This window comes from Pararhizobium capsulatum DSM 1112 (genome assembly GCF_030814475.1).
Classification (GTDB): Bacteria; Pseudomonadota; Alphaproteobacteria; order Rhizobiales; family Rhizobiaceae; genus Pararhizobium; species Pararhizobium capsulatum.
Genome location: NZ_JAUSVF010000002.1, coordinates 294,737 through 319,660, shown reverse-complemented (window position 1 = coordinate 319,660; position 24,924 = coordinate 294,737). Strand labels below are relative to the sequence as shown.

The window sequence follows — 24,924 nt, the reverse complement described above, 5'->3', positions numbered from 1 at the left end:
GAAAAGGGCGCGGAAATTGGGTGCAGGGTAGCGGTGGTGCCTAAGCCGGCATATTCGGCCACCTGGACACCTTCTGTAATGGGTCAACTTGATTTCCGTTCGATCTTTCGTCATCAGCGGGCTTCACGCTTCTGTTCGTGGTCGCCGTGCGGGGCGCGGAGGCGGATTAGCATAGCGACACGTTTGGAAATGGTTGATGCGATTGTCGAGCGATATCGATCGAGCAGCCAGGCCGAAGCAAAGAATTTTGGACGGCTTCGCTGCAGTTTCGGGCTGCCTTCGCAAGCATGCGACACGGGTGCTGCGACCTCGAGCTGCCGGCCCGTCGCCCACCAGAAAATATCCCGTGCTTTAGGCACCGAAGTTCGGGATGCATTGGTGGTATTGTGGGAGGTCTGAGACCGGCTCTACTCGACACGTCGCAAGCCGATGGTTCCCATCTTGCTGCAGGCCCTCGAACGCCATGGCCGACCAGATCTTGATGGCGAGCTACGCGACCAGCTGTTATTGATCAGCCCGGCGACAATGGATCGCCTGCTTTCAGCAGTGCGTTCCGTGGCTCGCGGCGGGCAACGCCGCCGTATAGCGCGGCAATCTGGATGAGAGGTCTCATCCTGATTGTCGCGCCGCACCGCCGCGTCGGAATGAGTTCTGCGGTGCGCAGATCGGTGCCAGTGCGCACCTTCAGCGACTGGAACGATCCGCCGCCGGGATACGTCGAAGTTGACCTTGTGGCCTATTCCGGAGCCTCGTCGTCCGGCAGCTTTGTGCAGACGATTTGCTGACTTGGGACAGTGATGCTGCCACGACTGAAGCTGAGAAGCTTCGCCTGGCGGTAACCGACAGTTTGTGCTCGCCCTTGATCATCTCTTTCCGCTCAGCAATCCCGCCTTGCCTAGCGCACCGGATAAAAAATCATTCTCCAGCGTCAACTCCCCGATCTTGGCGTGCAGCGTTTTGACATCGACGGTTGGACCCGCCGGTTCGGCCTTCGTTTGGCCTGGTGCATTTCCCACAGCATGCCCTGTCCAGGGCTTTTGTGTTTCATGCTCCAGCAACATAAACGGGCGGCTCGGTCGTCCATGATCGAGCCGCGAATGTCTACTTGATGGCTTTCAAATCCTTAATAAGTTGAGCAGGCACTTCCTTGACAGTCATGGCCTTGAAAATAGACTTCTCTTTCCCACCTGGGACAATCAGATTAAAGTACAAGCGCGAACCACCCTTTACCGGATCAATTCTGACAAGTTTGGTCATATCCACCCACGTTTTTTTCCCTGTGCTCAGGCTTAGTTCCATCCAATGCATCGTCGGTTCTCCATTTTCTCATTTGACGGTACGTGACACTATTGGTAACTCGGGTATAACAACTTCCGTTGACTCTTCATATGCAACGAGCGTTGGCTTGGGACAAAATTGGGCTACTCCGTCAAGCTCGTTTCGCAGCCTGATGAGGTCCTCCATTTCAGTTTCGCTGATGCTTTTTTGGCGCCGAGACCATGAGATTCGTTCCTTGATTACCTTCGCGGGAACCCCGGCTACAGCGCATGCTTTTGGTACATTTTTCACGACAACGGCACCTGATGCGACCACCGACCCCTCTTCAATTGTCACATTCTTCAATACTGAAGAATGTCGACCAAGCCACACGCGACGCTTCAAATTTATGTACTTGGGCCCGCCGTTTATGACCTCCATCGTATCTAAGTCAACGACGCCATGGCTATCGGTTCCCTGCAGCAGAACGCCGTCAGACCAGAGGCCTCCAGCGCCCACAGTAATCGTTGTGTCCTGCATGACGAGAGTCGCGCCTCCAATGTAGGCGTCCTCGCCTACGGTTAGATGATTGCTTTTTTCAACCATCTTAACAGTAATGATGATTTTGCGTTCCGATAGAAAAACTGCCGTTTGGTTGTCACCTCGAAGCGAGAACGTAATCTTAGAGCGTCTGTCCGGTATCCGAAAAAAAAAGAAGTTGCAGTTTTGCAGAGGCTTCAAAACCTCGAATTTCACCATCGACTTAACGCGTCTAGAAAGCCCAGGAGGAAACCACACAAAGCACTTTTCCAAGGTATGGTCGGAAGGATTTACCACATTGAACGACGTTATATCGAGGCGTTTAAGATTGCCGCTGGGAAGATCACCCAACAAAAACGTTGATCGATCTGGTGCCCTATGCCCGCGAAAAGCGTACTTGAAAAGCACCTCGTTCGGTTTATCCATCTCTTGGGTCTCCATTTTTATGCAATAGTCGATAACTCTAGATCTGTGTGAAGGCAATTGGAGATTTAATGTATGTGGCGTCTATTTTTGCCATTGGTTGTTGCCACATTAACTTGTTCGGCTTCTTATGCGGCATGCCGCAGAGACGCGATTATTTCAAAGACTCCCATTATCGAGCAGTCTCACCAACGACTTAGCTTGGCAAGGAGATATTCTACCGCTTCTGGAACTACTGACCTTTTGATTATCGGAGATTCAATCGCGGAGCACTGGGGCGAAACACAATCTCGGGACTTTGCCGGGCTCTCTGTGATTAATATGGGCATTAGGGGAGAGCGCACGCAAGAATTGCTTTGGCGGTTAGAGATATTGCGCCCAAGCATCTCTCCATCTCGCGTAATCCTCAGCATTGGCACAAACAACCTGCGGGAGCTTGACTACGACCGCTGTGAGGTTTTGGGCGGGATGGTCGCCGTCGCCAAGTACATAAGAGTGTTATGGCCTAATTCGCAGCTTTTCGTTCTACCGCTTCTGCCCCGCGGGAAAGACTTCCACTTCAGGGAGCGTGATCGCGACTTTATAAACGCTCACTTGCCTTTCGCACTGAGCGGCATGACTATTGTTGAGATCGATGAAGCAAGCTTAACCTGCGGTTGGGCAAGTCAGTGCGACAACTTCCGACCTGACAACATCCACCTTGTGGCCAAAGGGTATGCGATGCTACGCCAATTCATCAAGCGTAGCGGCCTTTAAACTTAGGCCCGAGCCTTCGACCAACGTGGCGCATTTTTTCATGCCGTTGGCCTTGTGTCCCAGACCGATCTTTTGGTGAGACTCGGCGGAAGCATCTCCCAGCCGTCCCGGAGCCAGTTGGACACCGTGAAGAACCTCGATCTCGGAAAAAATCTAATCGACAAGCCATTGAATTTATAGAGCTCTGCTGTCAGAAATTCCGGTTTTTCGAGGTATGTAGTTGGCGTCAGCCTGAATTCTACGACATGAACTGGGCGGGGCATGACGCCCCGCCCAGAAACATTGCCCAGGGATCAGACCAGATCGAACCGATCGGCGTTCATGACCTTGTTCCAGGCCTTGACGAAGTCCTTGACGAACTTGCCCTTGGCATCGGACTGTCCGTAGACTTCGGCAAACGCGCGCAGCTGCGAATGCGAGCCGAAGATCAGATCGATGCGGGTGCCGGTCCACTTGAGGTCGCCGGTCTTGCGATCGCGGCCTTCATAGACGCCCTGCTGGCCAGCGGCCGGAGACCACACGGTCGCCATATCGAGCAGGTTGACGAAGAAGTCGTTCGTCAGCGTTTCCGGCTTGTCGGTGAACACGCCATGCTCCGGCGCGCCCGCTTTCAGGACACGCAGACCGCCGATGAGAACGGTCATTTCCGGACCGGTCAGCGTCAGCAGCTGGGCGCGATCGACCAGCGCCTCTTCCGCCTTCATGAACTGGTGGCGCGCGGTGTTCACATAGTTGCGGAACGCATCGGCACGGGGTTCGAGCGCTGCGAAGGATGCCGCATCGGTCTGCGCCTCGGATGCATCCATGCGGCCCGGCGTGAACGGCACGGTGACATCCTGGCCTGCGGCCTTTGCCGCCTTCTCGACGCCGGCGCTACCAGCCAGCACGATCAGGTCGGCGAGCGAGATCTTCTTGCCCCCCGCCTGGAAGTCGCTCTGGATGCCTTCGAGCACGCCGAGAACCTTGGCGAGCTGTTCCGGCTGGTTGGCTTCCCAGCTTTTCTGCGGCTCGAGGCGAATGCGGGCGCCATTGGCGCCGCCGCGCTTGTCGGACCCGCGGAAGGACGAGGCGGATGCCCAGGCGGTCGAAACCAGTTCCTGCACCGAGAGACCGGAGGCAAGAACCTTGGCCTTCAGGCTCGCAATATCCGTGTCATCGACCAGCGGGTGGTCAACAGCCGGGATCACGTCCTGCCAGATCAGGTCTTCCGCCGGCACTTCCGGGCCGAGGTAACGCGCCTTCGGGCCCATGTCGCGGTGGGTCAGCTTGAACCAGGCGCGGGCAAAGGCGTCGGCGAACTGATCCGGGTTTTCGAGGAAGCGGCGCGAGATTGCCTCATATGCCGGATCGACACGCAGCGCGAGGTCGGAGGTGAGCATGCGCGGCAGGTGCTTCTTCGTCGAATCGAAGGCATCCGGGATCGTGGCGCCAGCGCCCTTTGCGACCCACTGATGGGCACCCGCCGGGCTCTTTTCCAGCTCCCATTCGTAGCCGAACAGGTTCCAGAAGAAGTTGTTGCTCCACTTGGTCGGCGTCGATGTCCAGGTGACTTCGAGGCCGCTGCCGATCGCATCCTTGCCGACGCCCGTGTTGAACTTGCTCGACCAGCCGAGGCCCTGCATTTCGAGCTCGCCGCCTTCCGGGTCAATGCCGACAAACGACGCATCGCCAGCGCCATGGGTCTTGCCGAAGGTATGGCCGCCGGCAATCAGCGCCACGGTCTCTTCGTCGTTCATCGCCATGCGGGCAAACGTGCTGCGGATGTCGCGGGCGGATGCCAGCGGATCAGGAGTGCCGTTCGGGCCTTCCGGGTTGACGTAGATGAGACCCATCTGCACGGCGCCCAGCGGTTCTGCCAGCTCGCGTTCGCCGCTATAGCGCTCGTCACCCAGCCAGGTGCCTTCCGGACCCCAGTAAAGCTCTTCCGGCTCCCAGACATCGGCGCGGCCGCCGGCAAAACCGAAGGTCTTGAAACCCATCGATTCCAGCGCAACATTGCCCGTGAGGATCAACAGATCAGCCCAGGAGATCTTGTTGCCGTATTTCTGCTTGATCGGCCAGAGCAGGCGGCGGGCCTTGTCGAGGTTGACGTTGTCCGGCCACGAGTTGAGTGGCGCAAAACGCTGCTGGCCCATACCGGCACCGCCACGGCCATCGGTGATGCGGTAGGTGCCGGCGCTGTGCCAGGCCATGCGGATGAAGAGGCCGCCGTAGTGACCGAAATCGGCTGGCCACCACTCCTGCGAATCGGTCATCAGCGCATGAAGATCCTGCTTCAGCGCATTGAGATCGAGCGTCTTGAATTCTTCCGCATAATCGAACGCCTCGCCCATCGGGTCGGCGCGACCGGAGTGCCGGTGCAAAATCTGGATATCCAGCTGGTTCGGCCACCAGTCGCGGTTCGACCGGCCGCGCGGCGTATTGCCATGATCGACGGGACATTTGCCCGCGGTTTCAGTTTTCTGGTCCATCACGTTCTCCTTGTTTGCGTCTTGTCTTCCAAAGGAATCCTGGCGTAACAGCTTGGCCCCGTTGCGCTATCGCCTATCGCGATCCGGTCAGAACGGACGCGCCGATCACAGCGCATTCTCCCTTTGCATTCCTTCTATCGAAAGCATGTGATAAATTTAAGTTGGATTTGCTGATGACTGCGATAAGCTGAGGTTATGAAGAATGTAACACTTAAGCAGCTCCGCTATTTCGAGGCCTTGGCGCGTGATGGACGCTTCCGGCGCGCAGCGGATGCCTGCGCCATCTCCCAGCCTGCACTCTCCATGCAGATCAAGGAACTCGAAGAGGACGTGGGCCATGACCTCTTCGAACGCAGCGCCCGCGAGATAAAGCTGACGGCCTTCGGCGAGACCTTCGCGCTCCGCGTTCGCGACATACTGGCGGCCGTGGATGAACTCGGCGACCTTGTCCGCGCCTCACGCGACCAGCTTTTGATCCGCCTGCGCATCGGCATCATCCCGACGGTTGCGCCCTATCTGTTGCCGGCGATCATAAAGGATTTGAACAGCACATTCGAGGGCATTCAGATCGAGGTGCGCGAGACCCAGACCGCGCGGCTGGTGCATGAACTGGCGCAGGGCAATCTCGACATGGCGATCGTGGCGCTACCGGTATCGGAGCCTTCCTTGACCGAATTGAAGTTGTTCGAGGAAGAATTCGTGCTGGTGCGGAAACACGAAGACGAGGGCAAGCCCGTGCCCGAGCGGGAGGCATTGCGCGAGATGCGGCTGCTGCTGCTTGAGGAAGGCCACTGCTTCCGCGAACAGGCCCTGTCGTTCTGCAAGATCGGCTCGACGCGCCCCCGTGAACTGATGGAGGGAAGCTCACTTTCCACACTGGTGCAGATGGTGAGCGCCGGTATCGGCGTTACGCTGATCCCGGAGATGGCCGTGCCCGTCGAGACCCGCTCGGCCTCCGTGTCGATCTCCCGCTTCCTCAACGCCCCGCCGTCGCGCACGATCGGCATGATCTGGCGCAACGCCTCACCGCTCGCCAAACAACTCGTTCATATCGCCGACGTCGTCCGCCGCTCCGCCGACAGCATGCGCCGGCAAGCCGGAACAAAATAAACAGCAGTGGTGAAGCTACGTCTCACCCTGGGTCATGCGCTCTTTGCCCGATAGTGGCTCGGCGGTGCGCCGATGATCTTGCGGAAGGCGCGGCTGAACGACGCCTCGGAATCGTAACCGAGCCGATTTGCGACCAGCGCAACGCGCTGCCCTTCCTTCAACCATTGATGTGCCTTGTGCATGCGCGTCCGGGCGATATAGCGCGCCGGGGTTTCGCCCACCGTATCGACGAAGCGCTGGGCGAAGCCGGAACGGGAGGCACCCATGAGCTTTGCCAGCTCCGGCACCCTCCAATCCCGTGAAGGTTCGAGGTGGATGGCGGCCAGCACCCGGCCGATTTCCGGATTGCGCACCGCCGCCAGCCAGCCCGTCGCCGTGCCGCAGCCATGCTCGACCCAGGTCCGGATGATCGTTGCGGTCAGCACATCGGCCAGCCGCGCCAGGATGCCGCCCGAGCCGACGCGTTGCATTTCGGCTTCCCGCATCATCGCGTCCAGAAGCGGCGGGATAGACGGCTCGCTCGATGAGAGATCGCTGGTGCGCATCACCGCCGGCATCAGCTGGAGCAATGGATGCAGCCGGTCGACATTGAACTGCATGACCGCGAAGAACAGGAGATTGCTGCTATCCCTGCAGGGGCATTGCAGGTCGACGATGCCATCGCACAGCTGGCGTTTCGGCAGGTCGCTCACCGGCACCGCCGGGATGCCCGGCTTGCTGGCCAGCACATGCGCATCACCCTTGGGCAACAGGACAGCGTCGCCCGGGGCAAGTTCCATCCACTCGCCATCCGGTGTCTGCAGATGGGCGGAGCCTGCGGCAAGGAAATGGAAGCGGGCAGGCTCCTGTGCCGGATAGGACGTCGCCCAGGGCGCCGAAGGCTGGCAACGGCCGTATTCCACCCCGTCAAGCCGCAGCCCGCGCAGAATTTCAGTCAAGGCGTCGCTCATGGCCTCCCCGCAGATTTGGACAAACTGCATAGTTTAATGGATTTTCTAGCATAGAAACTCTGGCCGGTCACGCCTACGTTTTCTCCAACCTTCATTGGAGATGAAACATGGACGGCCTCGTAACAAACTCCGCCTCCGCTAAAGAGGAAGACCACGCCGCCCGATGGGGCGCCGTCGTCTCCTTGTCACTCGGCGTCTTCGGCCTGGTCACGGCCGAATTTCTGCCCGCTAGTCTGCTGACCCCGATGTCCGCCGACCTCGGCGTCAGCATCGGGACTGCGGGACAATCAGTCACCGCCACCGCGATCGTCGCGGCCATCGCCGGGCCTGCCGTCGTCGTCGGCACCGGACGGTTCGACAGAAAGCTCGTTCTTCTTGCGCTGACGGGCCTTCTGGTGATCTCCAGCCTGATGGCCGGTTTCGCATCGAACCTCGCCACCTTGCTTGCCGCGCGTGTGCTGCTCGGCATCGCGCTTGGCGGTTTCTGGGCCATGTCGCTGGCGCTGGCCATGCGGCTGGTTCCCGGCCGGCTGATGCCACGCGCCATGGCGATCGTGATGTCGGGCGTCTCGATCGCGACGGTTTGCGCTGCACCCCTTGGCGCCTGGATCGGCGCGACGCTGGGCTGGCGCTACGCCTTCCTGCTCGCCGCCGCCGTCGGCGTCGTCACCTTCGCCGTGCAGGCATTGACGGTTCCGCCGCTGCCGCCGGTCGGCAGGACCGGTCTCGATACGATCGTCCGGGTGCTCAAGCGGCCCGCAATCCGGCTCGGTCTCGCAACGATCCTGCTAGTCGTCACCGGTCACTTTGCGGGCTTCACCTATATCCGCCCCTATCTGGAACTGGTACCGCGATTTGACGTCGAGATGATCACCGCGATCCTGCTCGCCTTCGGCATCGGCGGCTTCTTCGGCAATATCGCCGGCGGCTTCCTGGCGGAACGCAGCACCCGCATGGCCATCACCCTGGCGGCAAGCGGGATTGCCATAACGGCCCTGACGCTCGCCACCGCCGGCGCCCTGCCCGGCGTTGCCGCTGCCGCCACCGCAGCCTGGGGCTTCGCCTTCGGCGCGTTGCCGGTCAGCGTCCAGTCCTTCATCAGCCGCGCTGCCGGCGACGAGGCGGAAGGCGCCGGTGCGGCAACGCTGACGACATTCCAAATCGCCATCTCGACCGGCGCAATCCTCGGCGGTCTGATCGTCGAGTTTCAGGGACCGGCCGGTGTCTTCCTCTTCTCGTCCTTCGCCGCCCTTCTCGGAGCCTCACTCGTCGCGGTCTCGCGCAAGATGACGCTCCAGGCGAGCTGATGCCCAGAAAGCTATGCCCTGCCGAGCAATCGGCAGGGCATGACATTTACAAGCGAATCTGCTGCCTAACCGGCAGGTTTGATCATTCCCCGCGCCCTTCGAACACGACGATGCTTTCCGCATGGACCACGATTTTCTCCTCCGCCGGCGCGTCGAGAAATTTCTCGCTCTCGCGTGTATCGAGCAGACGATGCCAGACAGTCCCCTCTTCCGATGATGGCAAAGTGAATTCGACTTCCCCGCCCGCGTTGAAGATCATGAACAACCTGTCGGTGACATCTGGCGGATCGGCATCCACGTCCCTGGCGACAACGTAGACACCCAGCGCCCGGCGCTGCGGATCGTCCCATGCCGCCTGATCCATGGCAGTGCCATCGCTGCCATACCATTCGATGTGATTCGGACCCTCGACGCCGTTCGAGAACCGCTCGGGGCTGAGACACGGATGGGCCTTTCTCAAGGCCACCAGCTTGCGGCAAAGTGCCAGGAAATCGTCCTCGTGACCGTCCCAGTCGATCCAGCTGATGTCATTGTCCTGGCAATAGGCGTTGTTGTTGCCGGCCTGGCTGTTTCCGATTTCGTCCCCCGCAAGGATCATCGGCACGCCCTGACTCAGGAGCAGCGTCGCCATCATGTTCAGCCGGCGATGCATGCGGGCATCGACGATGCCGGCATCGTCCGTCTCGCCCTCGGCACCCATGTTGTCGGAATGGTTGTTGGAGTGGCCATCGCGATTTTCCTCGCCATTGGCCTCATTGTGCTTGTCGCGATACGAAACCGTATCGGCCAGCGTGAAGCCGTCATGGGCACTGAGGAAATTGATCGAGGCGGTGGCGCCGCGGTCGGAATGGTTGAACTGGCGGGAGGAGGCGCTGAGACGCTCGGCGAGCCGCGGCGCCATGCCCTCGTCACCCTTCCAGAAGCTGCGGACATCGTCGCGATACTTGTCATTCCACTCCCGAAACGGAAAGGGAAAGCCGCCAACCTGATAACCCCCATCGCCGACATCCCAGGGCTCGGCGATCAGCTTGACCCCGGCAAGAACCGGATCCTGGCGGATCGCGTGGAAAAACGCGCCGTCGCGGTCGAACTCGACATGGCGGGTGCGCCCCAGCGTGCTTGCGAGATCGAAGCGGAAACCATCCACATGCATGACGCCAACCCAGTAGCGCAGGCTGTCGAGCACCATGCGCGTGACCATGGGATTGGAGACGTTGAGCGTGTTGCCGGTCCCCGTCGTATCGTAGGAGTGACGGGGATCGTCGGGCGACAGACGATAGTAGCTCAGATTGTCGAGACCACGGAAACTGAGCGTCGGCCCCCGCTCGGAGCCTTCGGCGGTGTGGTTATAGACCACGTCCATGATCACCTCGATGCCGGCTGCATGGAAGCGCTTCACCATGGTCTTGAATTCGAGGATGCGGGCTTCCGCCAGATAGCGCGGCTGGGGTGCAAAGAACCCGAGCGACTGGTAGCCCCAGTAGTTGCGAAGGCCTTTCTCCGTCAGATAACGATCGTCGGGGAAATAATGGATTGGCAGGACCTCGACGGCGGTGATGCCGAGCTTGACGAGGTGATCCACGATCGGCTCGCTGCACATGCCGAGGAACGTACCGCGAAGCTTCTCCGGCACTTTCGGATGCTGCATCGTCAGGCCGCGCACATGGGCTTCATAGATGATCGTATCGGTCCAGTTGCGCCGGATCGTCTGATCGCCGTCCCAGTCGAAACTGGTGTCCTGCACCACACCCTTCACCATGAACGGCGCGCTGTCGCGCTCATCGAAGGACAGGTCCTCCTCGGGCGACCCGACACCGTAGCCGTAGAGCACGTCGTCCCAGATGAGCTCCCCGAACACCTGCTTGGCGTAGGGGTCGAGAAGCAGCTTGTTGGGATTGAACCGATGGCCGTTTGCCGGCTCATAGGGGCCGTGAGCGCGGTAACCGTAAAGTGTTCCCGGTTTCAGCCCGGCAATGTAGCCGGACCAGATATCGCCTTCGCGCTTGGGAAGCGGCAGCCGCGCCACCTCCTCAGCACCGTCATCAGAAAAAATGCAGAGATCCATTTGCTCGGCATGAGCCGAAAACACCGCGAAATGAACGCCCTCGCCGGTAAATTCCGCACCGAGTTCGGGCTTGATATAGTCAAGTTGAGAAAATCTCAGGTCCATGATCCGTCCTATGGGTTCAAGAGAAACGGAGAAAAAAAGAAAGGAAAGGGCTTCGGGCCGACAGGGCGAGGATATCGCCGGGCCATCGGCCTTCAGGGAGGAAGACATCTTTCACTCATGCCGGCAGCAGCGTTCCGCGGGGATGCTAGTTGGCAACCATGCCGTCGCCATCGCGGATATCGGTCCCGGGAATATCGTCCTTGGAGACATCACCAGCAGGAGCCGAATTCTGCTTTATCTCCTGTTCGGCGCGGGACCAGTGTTCCGTATTCTTGCCGTCCGGGCGGCCATCATCTTCCCACAGTGCATAGGCACGTTCATGCAGCCACTTGTTCCAGTCATTTTCCATGGGGGCACTCCTTTTCCGAAACAACTGGAATCCGGCGCGAAAGTTCCGCCCCTGCCGGGCAGAAGCCGACAAATCCTTGCGCTCAGGGATGCCGAACCTGCACCCGTCACCGGAGCAAGCGCCTGCGCCACGGATGTCCCCCGCGTATTAGAGAATGTCTGATTGAACCAGACATTCTCTAGATTCTTTTGTTTGCGTTTGTCTTTTCGGGAAGACCGGTTCCCACTTTTCCCTGACAAACTCTAACTGGAAAGTGGCAAGTTGGTTCCTGCGCGAAAAAACGCTCGCAACAAGGTTGCGAGCGTTTGATTGAAAAAAGCGGATGTGGAAATTTGTTGGCAGGTCGCCATCAATTTATGCCCCGGGGCCTGCAGGCACCGGCTCATGCAAGATATTCTGCAGCCAGGGCCGCCAGTCGCTCACCTGTCGGTCAGCGACTGTTCCCTGGCGGCCGGGGCCGGTTGTGTCAGCTTTTTTTCGCTGCTTCGAACCGGTCCACATATCCTCGCCCGACGGCACGGACGGCGCGGCCAATGTCGTCATAAGCGTCGTCTGGCAGATTGGCGAAGGACACTCGGACGCTCCAGTTAGGTGCGTCGAACCCGCCGCCGTTCAGAAGCACGATGGCGTGATCTTCTGCAAGTCGAGCGACGAGGTCGAGCGGATGCACGTTCGCCTTCAGCCATGTCACCATCTCCTCGCCGACATATTTCCGCAGCCAGAATTCGAAATCGATGGTGCCGTAGTAGGCGGCGAAATTCGCATTCGGCTGCAGATCGAGAGGCAGGCCCTCGAGCAGCGTGTTGACCCGGTTGTGGCAAATCTCCATGCAGGCTTTCTGGTAGACCTTTTCGGTGTCCATCAGCTCGCTGATCGAGAACATCGTCATCATGACCTGCTGCGGCAAGGATAGGCCGGCCGTGTGGTTAAGGGCGACGTCGCGGCTGTCGGCCACGATGCGGTCGATCATCTTGAGCTTGCGCGGCTCCAGCGTGATCGAGATATAGCGCTTGTCGAGCGCCTCCAGTTCCTTGGCCGGAAGCTTGGCCAGCAGATCGTCGAGAATATTGTTCTCGTGGATACCGATGACGCCGAGGCGCCAACCGGTGCAGCCGAAGTATTTCGAATAGGAATAGACGCCGATGGTGTTGTAGGGCAGTTCGCACATCAGCGAGCGGAAACCGGGAACGAACGTACCATACACATCGTCGGTCAACAGAATGAGGTCAGGGCGCTTGGTCTTGACCAGGTTGACCAGCTTCTTCAGCGTTGCCGCATCGATGGCCATCGAAGTCGGGTTGCCAGGATTGACGACGAAGAAGGCCTTGATCTTCGGGTCTTCGAGCTTGGCGATCTCCTCGTCGGAATACTGGAAGCGGTGCTCCTGCGTCGCCCTGATATGGACCGCCTCGAAGGCATAGTCCTCGAGTTCGGCGATCTCGATATAGGGTGTGAAGATCGGCGTGCCCATCGCGATGGTGTCGCCCTTCTTCAGGATGCGATTGGCCATCAGCGACTTGAAGATATAGCACATCGCTGCCGTGCCGCCCTCGACGGCATAAAGGTCGAACTTTCCGGAAAGGGCCGTATCGGCGCCCATCGCCCACATCAGATAGCGGTGCGCCACCTGCTCGGCATGCACCAGCATGCGATCGGGAACCGGATAGTTATCGCCGATGATCGAATCCGTCAGCTCGAAGACGAAAGCATCGGCATTAAAGCCGAACATCTTGACGCCGTGATCGACCATTCTCGTCAGGAAGTCGGCCCCCGGATCTTCCGCACGCTTGGCAAGCCACGCCTCCAGCCGGGCGGCAATGCCGTTCTTCTGCGGCATTCCAGCCAGGCCCGCCACGGGATTATCCATCGAGCGACGGGATTCGGACAGGGCGAACATCCCGAACAGGAAAAAGGCTTCACGCGGCGCCGTCGCAATCCAGTTCGGATTGCCGCGGCCGGCATTGAGGAGCGCAAGGGTAGATTTTTCCGAGCTGCGCTTGGCGAGCTTCATCAGGCCGTCCTTGATCTCGAACGGGCTCATATGCTCGAATTTCTTATAGTCGATCTCAGTCATTGGTTCAGTTCTCCTGTGAATCCAGCAGTGCGTGGCAAACCAATTCGACCGGCGCCTGATCGCGCCGGTGGCGCATACATCTTGGCCGGCCCTCGCCGCGATAGGCACGTGTCGACAGACGATATCGCCGCCCATAGGGCCGGTCGCCGCCGACTGCGGCTTCGCAATCCAGCGTCAGCCTGTCTCTTCGCACCACCCTTCGAGGTCGTGTCATCCCGTCCGCTCTGTACGGCCGGATCCTGGCCCTTGATGAGCGGGCCAGGATGTCGCGTCATGTCTTCGCAGAGGACCTGTTTTCACCGAGCGGCAACGTCACGCCGCAAGGCCCTCTGCACGGGAAAGCGAACATGGTCGAAGGCGGTCTCGCGCGCCGGGCCATCTGCGTATTTGCGAGGCGTGTCGGCTCAGACAGGGGTGTAACAACGTACAACAGATCGACTCAAAGAACAGTATCTGCGAACAGTATCTGTCCGGCGGTCGGAGCCGATGATCGCAGCCGACACCCGCGGAAATCCCTCCCCGAACGAATTCGCGTCTCTGAATATCTTCATGGCCGTATATAAGTATAAATCAATAAACATACTGCACAGCAGCATTTATTATCGATCTATCCTCCTGCTATTACCAATCATTTCGACCTCCCGTCTATCGAAATCGTAATAGTACGTGCAGATTTTTTCGCCACCCTCTCAAATTGAGGGATTTTTTACTTCAAAAGCGAATTCAACGCCCGACAAGGCCATATTACCAGCTTGCAACGGACGCGCAAGGGTGTATGTTTCCAACGACTTATTCAACTGACCCGTAACATTTTCGACATAATCCGGCGCTCAGTAAAACCATCTTCGTGCATACTTCTAGCTACAAATTGCCTGTGCTTGTCGCCTTTCATCCACATGTTCGAGGGCCTCCTGCTATGATCGACTGGTTCGTAAACACACTTCGCACCTATCCCGAAATTGCGATCTTCCTGTCCCTCGGACTTGGTTACTATTTCGGGTCGTTCACCTACAAGGGGCTTGGCCTGGGCGCAGTCACGGCAACCCTGATCGCCGCCGTTCTCATCGGCCAGCTGGGCATCACGATTTCCCCGCCCCTGAAGCCGACCTTCTTCCTGATGTTCCTCTTTGCGATCGGTTATGGCGTCGGGCCGCAATTCGTGCGGGGCATCGCCAAGGACGGCATCCCGCAGGCCCTGTTCGCGGTTGTGGTCTGCTTCTTCTGCCTTGGGGCGGCCTATGTGGGAGCGCTCATCGCCGGCTATGACATCGGCTCGGCGGTTGGACTCTATGCGGGCTCGCAGACGATCTCTGCCTCCATGGGCCTTGCCACGGATGCGATCAACAGGCTGGGGCTTCCACCGGAACAGAGCAAGGCGATGCTGGATGCCATGCCGGTCGCCTATGCCGTTACCTATATTTTCGGCACCGTGGGTTCCGCCATCGTCCTGGCGCTTTTCGGTCCGGCGCTCCTCGGTATCGACCTTGAGGCGGAGTGCAAGCGCTACGAGGAAGAGTACGGCGGCAAGAAAGTCCTTGGGGGTGCCGGCACGGCTTGGCACAACTACGAACTACGCGCCTATCGCATCAAGGAAGGTGGCCAGATCATTGGCAAAACGGCCCTCGAGGCTGAAAAACTCGTGCCCAACGAACGTGTGTTCATCGAGCGCGTCCGTCGAGGCGGCCAGATCACGGATGCAACCGTCGACACCGTCTTTGCGGCCGGCGACGTCGTTGCCGTGGCCGGGCGCCGCGAGGTGCTGGTCAGCCTGATCGGCCCGGTTGCCGAGGAAGTGGACGACCGCGAGCTTCTTGCAGTTCCGACCGAGGGCGTCGATGTGTTCGTCACCGACAAGGCGACGGATGGCAAGACACTCGCTGAACTTGCCACGATGCCGTCTGCACGCGGGGTCTTCCTGCGCAAGATCGTTCGGGGCGCAACGGCGACCGAGATCCCGATCCTGCCAAATACGAAAGTGCATCGCGGGGATATCCTGACGATCGTCGGCAGAACGCAGGATACAGCTGCTGCCACGAAGGCATTGGGCCGCCCGGACCAGCAGACTGACGTTGCGGATGTCGCCTTCATCGGCGCGGCCATCACCATCGGCGCGCTCGTCGGCGCCCTGACGTTCAAGATCGGAAGTGTCCCCCTGACACTTTCGACATCCGGCGGCGCGCTGATTTCCGGGCTCTTCTTTGGCTGGCTGCGATCCGTTCGCCCGACCTTCGGCCGCATTCCGTCACCGACCGTCTGGTTCATGAATTCGGTGGGCCTCAACGTATTCATCGCCGTCGTCGGCATCTCGTCCGGACCGGGCTTCGTCGCGGGGCTCCAGCAGCTCGGCATCAGCCTGTTCCTCTGGGGAATCGCGGTGACGACCGTGCCGCTGGTGCTGGCCATGTATGTCGGCAAATATGTCTTCCGCTTCCACCCTGCCATCCTTCTGGGATGCTGCTCCGGTGCACGAACGACCACAGCCTCGCTCGGCATGATCAACGACCGCGCCAAGAGCCAGATACCGGGCCTTGGCTACACCGTAACCTATGCCGTCGGAAACACGCTTCTGACGATCTGGGGCATGGTGCTGGTGCTTTTGTTGGCGTAGCGTGAGACGAAGACAATTGATGACCGGCAGGCCGCAAAACGGCCTGTCGCGACGGGGAACAGCAGAACCACTTATCGAAGCAGGGCGCCGGGGAACGTGTCCACATCGATAAGCCCGATATGGCTGATGAAGCAGGGGAGCATGCGTTGCGTAGAGACCTCACCCAGATCACGTTGAACGTGATGTTCGTCAGTGGATTGATTGCCGCCAGTTTCTGGGTGATGCAGCCGTTCCTGCCCGCCATCCTCTGGGCAATGACGCTGGTGATCGCAACCTGGCCGCTGATGATCTGGATTCAGCGACACACGGGAAATCGCCGGATCATTGGCGTGCTGGCCATGACCCTGACACTGCTTCTTGTCCTGATCGTCCCCTTCTGGCTTGCCGTCAGCACCATCCTTTCCAACCTGGATGGCATTACCCAGCTCGTGCACAACGCACTGACGATGGAGATTCCGCTGCCCCCGGACTGGGTGGCGAAGATTCCGCTTTTCGGCAGTAAGCTCGCCGACGCCTGGACCCGGCTTGCCACCTCCGGCATCAATGTGATCGCACCCAAACTCCTGCCCTATGCCGGCGCCTCCGTGCAGTGGTTCGCTTCGGCGGCTGGCAGCCTCGGCGGTATGTTCCTGCAGTTTGTCCTGACGACGGCGATTGCCGCCGTGATGTATTCCGGTGGAGAAACCGGAGCCGCGGCAGCCATTCGTTTCGGACGGCGGCTGGGCGGCGAGCGCGGCGAAATGGCAGTTCGCCTCGCCGGCAAGGCCATTCGTGGCGTCGCCCTTGGTGTCATGGTCACGGCCGTTGCCCAGAGCGCGCTCGGCGGCATCGGGCTTGCCGTGGCCGGCATGCCCTTTGCGCCCCTCCTGACCGCCCTGATGTTCGTTCTCTGCCTTATTCAGATCGGACCGGGACTGGTGCTTTTTCCCGCGGTGATATGGTTGTACTATACCGGGGACAGTTTGTGGGCGACCGTACTTCTGCTTTTTACCGTCGTTGCGGTGACGCTGGACGGTTTTTTGCGACCGGTCCTCATCCGAAAGGGAGCCGATCTGCCGCTACTTCTGATCCTTGCGGGCGTTATCGGCGGACTGATTGCATTCGGCGTTCTCGGAATATTCTTAGGCCCCGTAATCCTGGCAACGGCCTACACCCTGCTGAATGCGTGGATGGAAGAAGGCCCGCAGCCGGAATTTTCGCAGGAGCCCGCCGGGGAGACGATGGACGCCACACCACTCCCTTCGCGCCGGCTCTAGCAAGGCAAAGATCAGCCGCGGCGTGTCGCGGAAAATTTGGAATTACGCAGTCAATAGACTAAAGGGGAAGTTTGGATGGACGACACAATACATCCGGTAGCGATTGAACATTTACCTCCGTTCATCACGGCGCCGGGGCAAACGGATTACCTTTTCAACGGGGTCCTAATTTTCCTGATCGTCGTCGTACTGGTGATCGGCAACCTGTATTTCCAGTTGCATGCTGTTCCCGAACGTATGGCGCATCGCACCAGCAAGGTGCAGATGGAGATTGTCGCCGTTCTGGCGCTGATTTCTCTCTTTACCCACAATCACCTCTTCTGGATTGCCGGCCTGCTGCTCGCCTTCGTGCATATTCCAGATTTTTCCACCCCGCTTTACTCGATCGCGGATTCGCTCGCGAAGCTCTCGGGCAGACCCACGGTCGATGAGGAGATCGATAACCCCGGACCCATTGCGCATAGGGAGCCGGAGCCTCAGCCGGAGCCCGAAGTTCGTACGGACGTACATGGCGGGGGTATCTGAAGATGTTTGAACTCATTCTTTGCTCCATGCTGACGATTTTCCCGGATTACCTCTTCCGCCGGTACGGCCAAGGGAAACGAATTGGCGTCGATATCACGCTCTACACGATGTGGTACGAACTCCGATGGGGCATCAGCGCCTGCCTCTTGCTGACGATTTCGCTGATTACCCTGATCTTCTACTTCCACCCGTCCACCAAGAGCGTCACAGCGCTGTTCCGCACGGTGACGATATTGCCGGAAACGGTAGGCCGGGTTGACGAAGTCTATGTCGGGCTGAACCAGAAGGTGGCCGCCGGCGACGCACTCTTCCGGCTCGACGGCGCTCAACAGGAGGCTGCGATCGAAACCGCTCGTCGCCAGATTTCGGAGCTTGATGCCGAGATGACGGTCACCAAGACCGAACTCATAACAGCCGATGCTCAGATCAGTGGAGCTCAAAGCGACTTGCAGACCGCCATCGACGAATATGAGATGAAGGCCCAGCTTCTCAAAACCGACGCAGTTGCCAGACGCGAGGTCGAGCGTCTCGCAACCACCGTCGAAGGTCGCAAAAGCGCCCTGGCCGCGACCAGCGCCACCAAGGCAACGCTGGAAACCAAGATCGCGACCCTCCTGCCAGCGCAAAGGGCAAGCGCCGAAGCGGCTCTCGCGCAAGCGCAGGTCGATCTCGACAAGACGACGGTTCGCGCCGGTGTTGCCGGGACCGTCCAGCAGTTCACGCTGCGTGTCGGCGATGTCGTCAACACGATGATACGTCCGGCCGGCATTCTTGTGCCCGAACAGGCAGGGCGCGGCACGCTGATCGCCGGCTTCGGACAGATCGAGGCGCAGGTGATGAAGACCGGCATGATCGCCGAAGCAACCTGCATCGGCAAGCCGTTCACCATCATACCACTCGTCGTGACCGAAGTTCAGGACGTGATCGCCGCGGGGCAGCTGCGACCGACGGACCTGCTGGTGGACGTGCAGCAGATGGCCCAGCCGGGAACGCTGACCGTCTTCCTGCAACCGCTTTATCCCGGCGCTCTGGACGGTGTCCCGCCGGGCAGCAGCTGCATCGCCAATGCCTACACCAACAATCATGATGCACTTGCCGACCCCAATATCGGCACGCTGAAATGGGTGTACTTGCACGTCGTCGATACCGTCGGCCTCGTGCATGCGATGATCCTGCGCATGCAGGCGATGTTGCTCCCGGTCCAGACCCTGGTCCTGGGCGGCCACTGAAACATGGTGACCGCCGGCACGCACCGTGCGGCGCCGGCTGCCCGAAACCGTCGCCCCGGAAATGGCGGCGGTCACATCGACGGTCTGGCTTTCGCAGTTGTCAGTGGGGGAATGCCCTGAATGAAGGAAGGGGAGCAGACCCGGCCGGTCCTCGATCCGATCGACCGGATGTCCGAAGTCATCTTCGGTCTTTTGATGGCGCTCACGTTCACGGGAACGATGAGTGCTTCGGTGGCCGGTGGAGAAAGGGTGGCAAGTGTCCTGATGGCCGCGCTTGGATGTAACATCGCCTGGGGTATCGTCGATGCCGTGATGTTCGTGCTGGCGACAGTGGTCGAGCGCGCGCGGCACAACAGCTTCGTTGCCGCCATCCACACATTGCCGATGGAAGACGCGCAGCAGGTGTTTCGCGAAAACCTGCCACCGGAGGCGCGGCGGGTCATGGCGGACCAGGAGGTCGACAGCTTTCTGGTGCGTGTGAGGGAACAGTCGGCACGGCCCGCGCAGCGCATGATCGGCACAGGCGATCTCAAGGCCGCCTGTTTCATTTTCGCCCTTGTCGTCCTGTCGACCTTGCCGCCGAGCCTGCCGTTTCTGTTTGTCGATGATCTTCATCGGGCGATGCGCATCTCCAACGGCATAGCGCTCGTCATGCTGTTCATCATCGGTGCTCAGCTTGGCACCCATGCCGGTCGCAGTCCCTGGCCAATGGCGTTCGCGATGACATCGATCGGGGCCGTTATGGTGGCGGTCACCATTGCGCTTGGAGGATAGCCGACCCGCCGAGTAGTTTTCGAACCTGACTGTATTTTCCCCCGTCGCATCGAACCTGACTGGATTTGAACATGGGCAGCTTACTGGAAGAAATCCGCCACAACCGGGCACTCTGGTTGCTGATATTCGTGCCTGTCGTGCTTGTCGCAGAACATACGGCACCCACCGCCCATACCATGCTTTTCCTCCTGTCGATCCTTGCGATTTTTCCGCTCGCCGTGCTGCTCAGCTACGCGACGGAAGGTGTTGCGGCCAAAATGGGCGATGCGACCGGCGGCCTTCTCAATGCCACGCTCGGCAATCTGACGGAACTCGTCATCGCTCTTGCCGCGCTGCAGGCCGGCCAGCACGATCTGGTCAAGGCGTCCATTGCAGGCGCGATCGTCACCAACACCCTGTTCCTGCTGGGAGCGTCCTTCCTGGTCGGCGGATTGAAGTATCGGATGCAGGAATTCAACCGCATCAATGCGCGCTTCCAGTCGAGCCTGCTCTTCGTCGCGACTGTCGCGATCCTGATCCCGTCCGCGGTCACTGCCGCCGATTCCATCGGCATGTCGGATTTTACCCATAAGCTGAGCGTCGGCCTCTCCCTGCTGCTGATCGTGGTCTACGGGCTGGGCTTGCTGTTTTCGCAAAAGACCCATCGCGAACTCTTCAGCAGCCAGGAAGCCGGCGAGCATGGCCCCACCCCGCCGATGAGCGTTGCCCTTGCGACGCTCGCGGTGACGACGCTGCTGGTTGCGCTGGTCGGTGAAATCTTCGTCGGATCCGTGCAGCAGGCCGCAACCTCCTTCGGCATGACGCCTGCCTTCATCGGCTTCATCATCGTGGCGCTGGTCGGGGGCGCTGCCGAGATGGCCTCGGCTTTCTCCGGCGCCCGCAAGAACCGCCTGGATCTCAGCGTCGGGATCGCGCTTGGAAGCGCCGCGCAGATCGCGCTTTTCGTGGCGCCAGTCCTGGTGCTTCTGAGCTATGTGATAGGCCCGGCGCCCATGGACCTGCAATTCTGGCCCGGCGCCGTGATCATGATGTTCCTTGCAGCCATGACCGTCGTTCTGGTGACATCCGGCGGTCATTCGACGTGGTTCGTCGGCGTGTTGCTGCTGATGGTCTACCTGATCCTGGCCATGACCCTCTATCTGCTGCCGCCTCAACTCCCATCCGACCCGCCGGCAAAGGTCAGTGCCTATGAGCGGGTCCGGACGGGGTTAGCGAGCTGATCGTATCGGCCAGAGCGCATCTGCCGGTACCGGGATAAGTCGGAATGGAACGCCTCAGTACTTGCGCTCCTCGCCCCAGCTCAAGAAGAAGCCGACATCGCCGGGCATGCCGTGCGGCCATTCCACGATCATGGCCGACAGGCGGTAACCCGCCGCCTTCAGCTTGTCGCGCCAGATCTCGTAGGCCTGCCGCGGAACGCCGGTCAATGTCTCCGGCCAATCGGAATCGTTGTTGTTGATCGCCCGTCCGTTGTCGGTGCAAAGCTCGACGGGAAACTGGAGAACCATGAGTTCCGACCGGCCATCTACGGCGGCCTGCTTCAGCTGGGACAGAACCCTGTTCCTGATCTCATCGGTCACCGGCATAGGCTTGGAAAGGCGCGACATCAGCTCGGAGCGCGCATCTTCCGCGGTTTTCATCCCCTGAGAGGCCTTGGACGCCCGAGCCATGTCGATCTTGTCGGCATACCCGCGCAGATCCTCCGCAGACATGAAAACACCATCGTTCGGACCCGTGCCCTGTTGCCCATTCTGTGCAGACATCCTTGTCTCCGATCCGGCCTCTGGGGCCTTTAAACGAGTAAGATCCAACTGCTTGCGTTCACCGAACTTCGATATTGACGAAATCACTTTTATAGCCACGAATGATAGCATTCCGAACGTGCCTGACAACTATGATTTACGCCGATCCCGCATGCCGCATAAGCGCTTCAACGGAGTGTCAGATGAAAATCGACGTGGACCTGGACGAGAAACGTGAAATTGAAATCGGGGATGGGGGACGGGTCAAATTCAGATTGCGCGACATCGCTGTCAAGCCCGGCAAAAAGGTAAATCTGAAGAAGGATTTCGATACCGATTTTACCGGCGGTTACGATGACAAGGCCGGCGCGTTGCAGCATGTGGCCAAAAATGTCCAACGCCTCTCGGACATGCAGGAAATGCTCTATGCGCAGGACGTCTATTCCGTCCTGATCATTTTCCAGGCCATGGACGCGGCCGGCAAGGATGGGGCGATCCGCCACGTCATGTCCGGCATCAATCCGCAGGGCTGTCAGGTGACGAGCTTCAAGGCTCCGACCTCGGATGACCTGGATCATGACTATCTTCGCCGCGCCTCGGTCGCGCTGCCGGGGCGCGGAATGATCGGCATTTTCAACCGTTCCTATTACGAAGAGGTGGTCGTCGTTCGGGTGCATCCCGAGTTGCTGATCAAGCAGAAACTGCCGGTCGAGACGCGCGGAAAAGACATCTGGGAAAAGCGCTTCAAGGACATCAACAACTTCGAGAAATATCTGCGCAGAAACGGCACGATCATCGTGAAGTTCTTCCTGAACGTCTCGAAGAAGGAGCAGAAGCGGCGCTTTCTCTCGCGAATTGATGAGGCCGAGAAGAACTGGAAATTCTCGCCGGCCGACTTTGCCGAGCGCCAGCACTGGGACGACTACCAGAAGGCATTCGAGGAGATGCTGTCCAACACCAGCACCCAAGCTGCGCCGTGGTTCGTCATACCCGCCGACAACAAATGGTTCGCCCGCCTTGCCGTATCCGAAGTCATCACTGCGGTCTTCGAAAAGCTCGAGCTGGCCATGCCCGTCGTCGATGACGCACGACGGGCGGAACTGCAACGGGTGAAGGCCCAGCTTCTCGCCGAGGTCGATTAAGGCAAGTCGCGCAAAAGCGTGCAGCGGCTTTACAAACGGTTGGATCCGCCGACGCCCGGCAGGCCGCAACCGAGCTGCTTCGCTGCAATTTTATGCACACGCAACATTCATGGAGGAAACCTATGCTCCTGGTGATCGTCATTGCCACAGCTCTCCTGCTCGCCACGATCGTCGTCCATGGCGCTGCGGTTATGCTGCTTTACAACTGCGGCGCACGCCCGCTCGGTAACGCGGGCAATCTCTCGCCGCTGTCGCGCCTCGGCTGGAGCTATTTTTTCGTCCTCGGTTTCGTCGTCGCGCATCTCATCGAGATCATGATCTGGGCTCTTGCCTACAGGCTGACCGGCGAGTTGCAGGACCTTGAAGAAGCCATCTATTTTTCAGCGATCACCTTCGCAACGATCGGCTATGGCGATGTGACGCTGGTGGGAAAATGGCGGCTTGCAAGCGCGCTGGAAGGGGTGAACGGCATCCTGCTGTTCGGCTGGACGACAGCCTTCCTGTTCAAGGTTTCCGCCGTCCTGTGGTTCGGTCAGGCAACAACGGATGATTCCTAGGAAAGGCCTCGCCGAGACATCGACTGATGCTTCCGCGCTGGGTGGCCGAGGGATGCACACGTGGCCCGGTTCTTGCGTTGAGGCTTGAATGAAAATCTCCCAGCTTAACCTTCAGACCGAGAAGACCTGGCATCAGGTTTTCGGCGTTCTGGATCGCGACGGCCAGCCGCTGAACATCCAGATCCGCCGGATGATCGTCCATGCGGTGGAAACCGGTCTGCTGCCGACCGATGCGCGGCTGCCCTCGTCGCGGGAACTTGCCGCGCGTCTCGGCATCGGCCGCAACACGGTGACGGCGGCTTACCAGCAGCTCATCGACGAAGGTTTTCTCGCCTCGCGCCAGAGGAGCGGCATCTTTGTCTGCGCGGTCGTGAAACCGGCTGTTATTACAGAGGCCACACGACGCCCTTCAGACTGGGCGACGCGCTTTGCCATGAAGCCGTCGCGCCTGCCGCAGATCAGCAAGCCGCGCGACTGGCGCTCCTATCCCTACCCTTTCCTCTCCGGCCAGTACGATCCCGGCCTGTTTCCAACCAACAACTGGCGCGAGGCCGTGCGCGCCACGTCGAGCGTTCAGGAGATACAGGTCTGGGCGGCGGACATGATCGACGATGACGATCCCGATCTCATCGAGCAGCTGAGAGTCCAGGTGCTGCCGCGGCGCGGGATTTCTGCGCAGCCGGGCGAGGTCATGGTCACGCTCGGCTCGCAACAGGCGCTCTCCATGCTCGTGCAGTTGTTTGTCGCTCGCGATACGCCGGTGGGGCTGGAAGATCCCGGCTATCCCGACCTTCGCAACATGATGCGGCTGGCGACGATGAAGCCCGTCTTCCTCACCAGCGACGACCATGGCCTGATACCGGATGATGCCTTCGGGCGCTGCGACATCGCGTTCGTGACCGCCGGCCACCAATGTCCCACGACATCAGTGATGCCGCTGGCGCGGCGCAATGCCCTGCTCGATGCGGCCGCCCGTAGCGACGTACTGCTGATCGAGGACGACTACGACGCCGATCTTTCCGTCGAGGCCGATAGTGATATTCCCTCGCTGAAGAGCCTCGATAGGGCCGAGCGTGTCATCTATATCGGCAGCTTCTCCAAGGTGCTCGCGCCCGGCCTGCGCATCGGCTACGTGGTCGCGCCGAAGCCGGTGATCGATGAATTACGCGTGTTGCGCCGGTTGATGCTCCGGCATCCACCAACCAACAACCAGCGTTCGCTCGCAACCTTCATCGGGCTCGGCCATTACCGGCAACATCTTTCCCGGGCAGGCGCCGCGATCCTCGAACGGGCGCGACTGATCGAGAGATTATTGCCGGAAACCATGCCGTCCTGCCGCTTGAGGCGCGGCGACGGAGCAACGAGCTTCTGGATCGAAGGCCCGCCGGAGCTTGATGCAAGGGCAATGGCCGAGATAGCGCGAGCGCAGGGCATCCTTGTCGAGGCCGGCGACATCTTCTTTTCCGTTCCAGCCCAGGGGCGGAATTTCTTCCGTATCGGCTTCAGCTCCATTGCCACACATCGTATCGAGAGCGGTCTCGTCAAGCTCGGCGCAATCGTGGAAGACTGCGGCAGGCGAGCATTGTGCCATACGGCCTGAACCAGGGGCCAGAGCAGCGTTTTCCTGGAGCCAGCGGCAAAAAGCCTCGTGCAAAGACAACCGCGTGTTACAAGCTCTGCAGTC

Annotated in this window: 21 protein-coding genes and 1 pseudogene; 13 read left to right on the top strand and 9 right to left on the bottom strand. The window is 59.7% G+C overall.

Annotation, left to right across the window (positions count from 1 at the left end; genetic code table 11):
- Window positions 1–599 precede the first annotated feature (599 nt).
- Window positions 600–785 carry a hypothetical protein gene (locus QO002_RS21880; RefSeq protein WP_307235095.1) on the top strand — a complete coding sequence of 62 codons (186 nt, stop codon included), beginning with the start codon at window positions 600–602 and terminating at the stop codon, window positions 783–785.
- Here QO002_RS21880 and QO002_RS21875 read toward each other — a convergent pair.
- From QO002_RS21875 to QO002_RS21865, 3 genes and pseudogenes are all read right to left on the bottom strand, one after another.
- Window positions 776–998 (bottom strand): annotated as a pseudogene (locus tag QO002_RS21875) (IS3 family transposase); the annotation flags it as partial. The gene QO002_RS21880 and the pseudogene QO002_RS21875 sit on opposite strands and share 10 nt — an antisense overlap.
- Window positions 999–1,101: 103 nt before the next feature.
- Window positions 1,102–1,308: a hypothetical protein gene (locus QO002_RS21870; protein WP_307233825.1), complete on the bottom strand. Its 207-nt coding sequence runs from the start codon at window positions 1,306–1,308 to the stop codon at window positions 1,102–1,104.
- Between the two features lie 18 nt (window positions 1,309–1,326).
- The gene (locus tag QO002_RS21865; protein ID WP_307233824.1) at window positions 1,327–2,223 is read right to left on the bottom strand and encodes an acyltransferase; all 897 of its coding nucleotides are present in this window, start codon (window positions 2,221–2,223) and stop codon (window positions 1,327–1,329) included.
- A gap of 72 nt (window positions 2,224–2,295) precedes the next feature.
- Between QO002_RS21865 and QO002_RS21860 the strand changes: the two genes are divergently transcribed.
- A complete protein-coding gene (locus tag QO002_RS21860; RefSeq protein WP_307233823.1) occupies window positions 2,296–2,976 on the top strand; it encodes an SGNH/GDSL hydrolase family protein in 681 nt (226 codons plus the stop codon).
- A 293-nt stretch (window positions 2,977–3,269) separates the two neighbouring features.
- On the opposite strand, the gene katG is transcribed toward QO002_RS21860, so the two are convergent.
- Window positions 3,270–5,447 (bottom strand): catalase/peroxidase HPI, encoded by a 2,178-nt coding sequence (katG, locus tag QO002_RS21855; RefSeq protein ID WP_307233822.1) that lies wholly within the window; start codon window positions 5,445–5,447, stop codon window positions 3,270–3,272.
- Window positions 5,448–5,642: 195 nt separating this feature from the next.
- On the opposite strand from katG, the gene QO002_RS21850 reads away from it, so the two are divergent.
- Window positions 5,643–6,557, top strand: a complete 915-nt coding sequence (locus tag QO002_RS21850; RefSeq protein WP_307233821.1) for a hydrogen peroxide-inducible genes activator — start codon at window positions 5,643–5,645, stop codon at window positions 6,555–6,557.
- A 32-nt stretch (window positions 6,558–6,589) separates the two neighbouring features.
- Here the strand turns inward: QO002_RS21850 and QO002_RS21845 are convergent, their stop codons facing one another.
- Entirely contained in the window at window positions 6,590–7,507 is a 918-nt protein-coding gene (locus tag QO002_RS21845; RefSeq protein WP_307233820.1) for an AraC family transcriptional regulator, read from the bottom strand.
- 107 nt (window positions 7,508–7,614) lie between these two features.
- On the opposite strand from QO002_RS21845, the gene QO002_RS21840 reads away from it, so the two are divergent.
- Entirely contained in the window at window positions 7,615–8,814 is a 1,200-nt protein-coding gene (locus QO002_RS21840) for an MFS transporter (protein WP_307233819.1), read from the top strand.
- 82 nt (window positions 8,815–8,896) lie between these two features.
- Here the strand turns inward: QO002_RS21840 and glgX are convergent, their stop codons facing one another.
- From glgX to QO002_RS21825, 3 genes are all read right to left on the bottom strand, one after another.
- Window positions 8,897–10,984: a glycogen debranching protein GlgX gene (glgX, locus tag QO002_RS21835; protein WP_307233818.1), complete on the bottom strand. Its 2,088-nt coding sequence runs from the start codon at window positions 10,982–10,984 to the stop codon at window positions 8,897–8,899.
- Between the two features lie 145 nt (window positions 10,985–11,129).
- On the bottom strand, window positions 11,130–11,333 hold the full coding sequence (locus QO002_RS21830) for a DUF2934 domain-containing protein (RefSeq protein WP_307233817.1): 204 nt from the start codon (window positions 11,331–11,333) through the stop codon (window positions 11,130–11,132).
- A gap of 466 nt (window positions 11,334–11,799) precedes the next feature.
- Window positions 11,800–13,407 (bottom strand): bifunctional aspartate transaminase/aspartate 4-decarboxylase, encoded by a 1,608-nt coding sequence (locus tag QO002_RS21825; RefSeq protein ID WP_307233816.1) that lies wholly within the window; start codon window positions 13,405–13,407, stop codon window positions 11,800–11,802.
- Window positions 13,408–14,323: 916 nt separating this feature from the next.
- Between QO002_RS21825 and aspT the strand changes: the two genes are divergently transcribed.
- The 6 genes from aspT (at window position 14,324) to cax (ending at window position 21,019) form a co-directional block, all read left to right on the top strand.
- Complete coding sequence (gene aspT / locus QO002_RS21820) at window positions 14,324–16,015, top strand: aspartate-alanine antiporter (protein ID WP_307233815.1); 1,692 nt, start codon at window positions 14,324–14,326, stop codon at window positions 16,013–16,015.
- 119 nt (window positions 16,016–16,134) lie between these two features.
- Entirely contained in the window at window positions 16,135–17,271 is a 1,137-nt protein-coding gene (gene ydiK / locus QO002_RS21815; RefSeq protein ID WP_307233813.1) for an AI-2E family transporter YdiK, read from the top strand.
- Window positions 17,272–17,346: 75 nt separating this feature from the next.
- On the top strand, window positions 17,347–17,796 hold the full coding sequence (locus QO002_RS21810) for a hypothetical protein (RefSeq protein ID WP_307233812.1): 450 nt from the start codon (window positions 17,347–17,349) through the stop codon (window positions 17,794–17,796).
- A gap of 2 nt (window positions 17,797–17,798) precedes the next feature.
- Window positions 17,799–19,025 (top strand): HlyD family secretion protein, encoded by a 1,227-nt coding sequence (locus QO002_RS21805; RefSeq protein WP_307233811.1) that lies wholly within the window; start codon window positions 17,799–17,801, stop codon window positions 19,023–19,025.
- Between the two features lie 120 nt (window positions 19,026–19,145).
- Window positions 19,146–19,799, top strand: coding sequence for a VIT1/CCC1 transporter family protein (locus QO002_RS21800; protein WP_307233809.1), 654 nt, complete (start codon window positions 19,146–19,148; stop codon window positions 19,797–19,799).
- Between the two features lie 71 nt (window positions 19,800–19,870).
- Window positions 19,871–21,019, top strand: a complete 1,149-nt coding sequence (cax, locus tag QO002_RS21795; RefSeq protein ID WP_307233808.1) for a calcium/proton exchanger — start codon at window positions 19,871–19,873, stop codon at window positions 21,017–21,019.
- 54 nt (window positions 21,020–21,073) lie between these two features.
- On the opposite strand, the gene QO002_RS21790 is transcribed toward cax, so the two are convergent.
- Window positions 21,074–21,562: a hypothetical protein gene (locus QO002_RS21790; protein WP_307233806.1), complete on the bottom strand. Its 489-nt coding sequence runs from the start codon at window positions 21,560–21,562 to the stop codon at window positions 21,074–21,076.
- Window positions 21,563–21,744: 182 nt separating this feature from the next.
- Between QO002_RS21790 and QO002_RS21785 the strand changes: the two genes are divergently transcribed.
- From QO002_RS21785 to pdxR, 3 genes are all read left to right on the top strand, one after another.
- Window positions 21,745–22,683 carry a polyphosphate kinase 2 family protein gene (locus tag QO002_RS21785; RefSeq protein WP_307233805.1) on the top strand — a complete coding sequence of 313 codons (939 nt, stop codon included), beginning with the start codon at window positions 21,745–21,747 and terminating at the stop codon, window positions 22,681–22,683.
- A gap of 122 nt (window positions 22,684–22,805) precedes the next feature.
- Entirely contained in the window at window positions 22,806–23,240 is a 435-nt protein-coding gene (locus QO002_RS21780; RefSeq protein WP_307233804.1) for a potassium channel family protein, read from the top strand.
- Between the two features lie 88 nt (window positions 23,241–23,328).
- Window positions 23,329–24,840 carry a MocR-like pyridoxine biosynthesis transcription factor PdxR gene (gene pdxR, locus QO002_RS21775; protein WP_307233803.1) on the top strand — a complete coding sequence of 504 codons (1,512 nt, stop codon included), beginning with the start codon at window positions 23,329–23,331 and terminating at the stop codon, window positions 24,838–24,840.
- The last annotated feature ends 84 nt before the right edge of the window (window positions 24,841–24,924 follow it).

What these genes read in the sequence shown, in the direction of transcription:
- QO002_RS21880 (WP_307235095.1), top strand. Translation starts at nt 600, where the DNA reads ATGAGAGGTCTCATCCTGATTGTCGCGCCGCACCGCCGCGTCGGAATG.
- QO002_RS21870 (WP_307233825.1), bottom strand. Translation starts at nt 1,308, where the DNA reads ATGCATTGGATGGAACTAAGCCTGAGCACAGGGAAAAAAACGTGGGTG.
- QO002_RS21865 (WP_307233824.1), bottom strand. Translation starts at nt 2,223, where the DNA reads ATGGATAAACCGAACGAGGTGCTTTTCAAGTACGCTTTTCGCGGGCAT.
- QO002_RS21860 (WP_307233823.1), top strand. Translation starts at nt 2,296, where the DNA reads ATGTGGCGTCTATTTTTGCCATTGGTTGTTGCCACATTAACTTGTTCG.
- katG (WP_307233822.1), bottom strand. Translation starts at nt 5,447, where the DNA reads ATGGACCAGAAAACTGAAACCGCGGGCAAATGTCCCGTCGATCATGGC.
- QO002_RS21850 (WP_307233821.1), top strand. Translation starts at nt 5,643, where the DNA reads ATGAAGAATGTAACACTTAAGCAGCTCCGCTATTTCGAGGCCTTGGCG.
- QO002_RS21845 (WP_307233820.1), bottom strand. Translation starts at nt 7,507, where the DNA reads ATGAGCGACGCCTTGACTGAAATTCTGCGCGGGCTGCGGCTTGACGGG.
- QO002_RS21840 (WP_307233819.1), top strand. Translation starts at nt 7,615, where the DNA reads ATGGACGGCCTCGTAACAAACTCCGCCTCCGCTAAAGAGGAAGACCAC.
- glgX (WP_307233818.1), bottom strand. Translation starts at nt 10,984, where the DNA reads ATGGACCTGAGATTTTCTCAACTTGACTATATCAAGCCCGAACTCGGT.
- QO002_RS21830 (WP_307233817.1), bottom strand. Translation starts at nt 11,333, where the DNA reads ATGGAAAATGACTGGAACAAGTGGCTGCATGAACGTGCCTATGCACTG.
- QO002_RS21825 (WP_307233816.1), bottom strand. Translation starts at nt 13,407, where the DNA reads ATGACTGAGATCGACTATAAGAAATTCGAGCATATGAGCCCGTTCGAG.
- aspT (WP_307233815.1), top strand. Translation starts at nt 14,324, where the DNA reads ATGATCGACTGGTTCGTAAACACACTTCGCACCTATCCCGAAATTGCG.
- ydiK (WP_307233813.1), top strand. Translation starts at nt 16,135, where the DNA reads ATGGCTGATGAAGCAGGGGAGCATGCGTTGCGTAGAGACCTCACCCAG.
- QO002_RS21810 (WP_307233812.1), top strand. Translation starts at nt 17,347, where the DNA reads ATGGACGACACAATACATCCGGTAGCGATTGAACATTTACCTCCGTTC.
- QO002_RS21805 (WP_307233811.1), top strand. Translation starts at nt 17,799, where the DNA reads ATGTTTGAACTCATTCTTTGCTCCATGCTGACGATTTTCCCGGATTAC.
- QO002_RS21800 (WP_307233809.1), top strand. Translation starts at nt 19,146, where the DNA reads ATGAAGGAAGGGGAGCAGACCCGGCCGGTCCTCGATCCGATCGACCGG.
- cax (WP_307233808.1), top strand. Translation starts at nt 19,871, where the DNA reads ATGGGCAGCTTACTGGAAGAAATCCGCCACAACCGGGCACTCTGGTTG.
- QO002_RS21790 (WP_307233806.1), bottom strand. Translation starts at nt 21,562, where the DNA reads ATGTCTGCACAGAATGGGCAACAGGGCACGGGTCCGAACGATGGTGTT.
- QO002_RS21785 (WP_307233805.1), top strand. Translation starts at nt 21,745, where the DNA reads ATGAAAATCGACGTGGACCTGGACGAGAAACGTGAAATTGAAATCGGG.
- QO002_RS21780 (WP_307233804.1), top strand. Translation starts at nt 22,806, where the DNA reads ATGCTCCTGGTGATCGTCATTGCCACAGCTCTCCTGCTCGCCACGATC.
- pdxR (WP_307233803.1), top strand. Translation starts at nt 23,329, where the DNA reads ATGAAAATCTCCCAGCTTAACCTTCAGACCGAGAAGACCTGGCATCAG.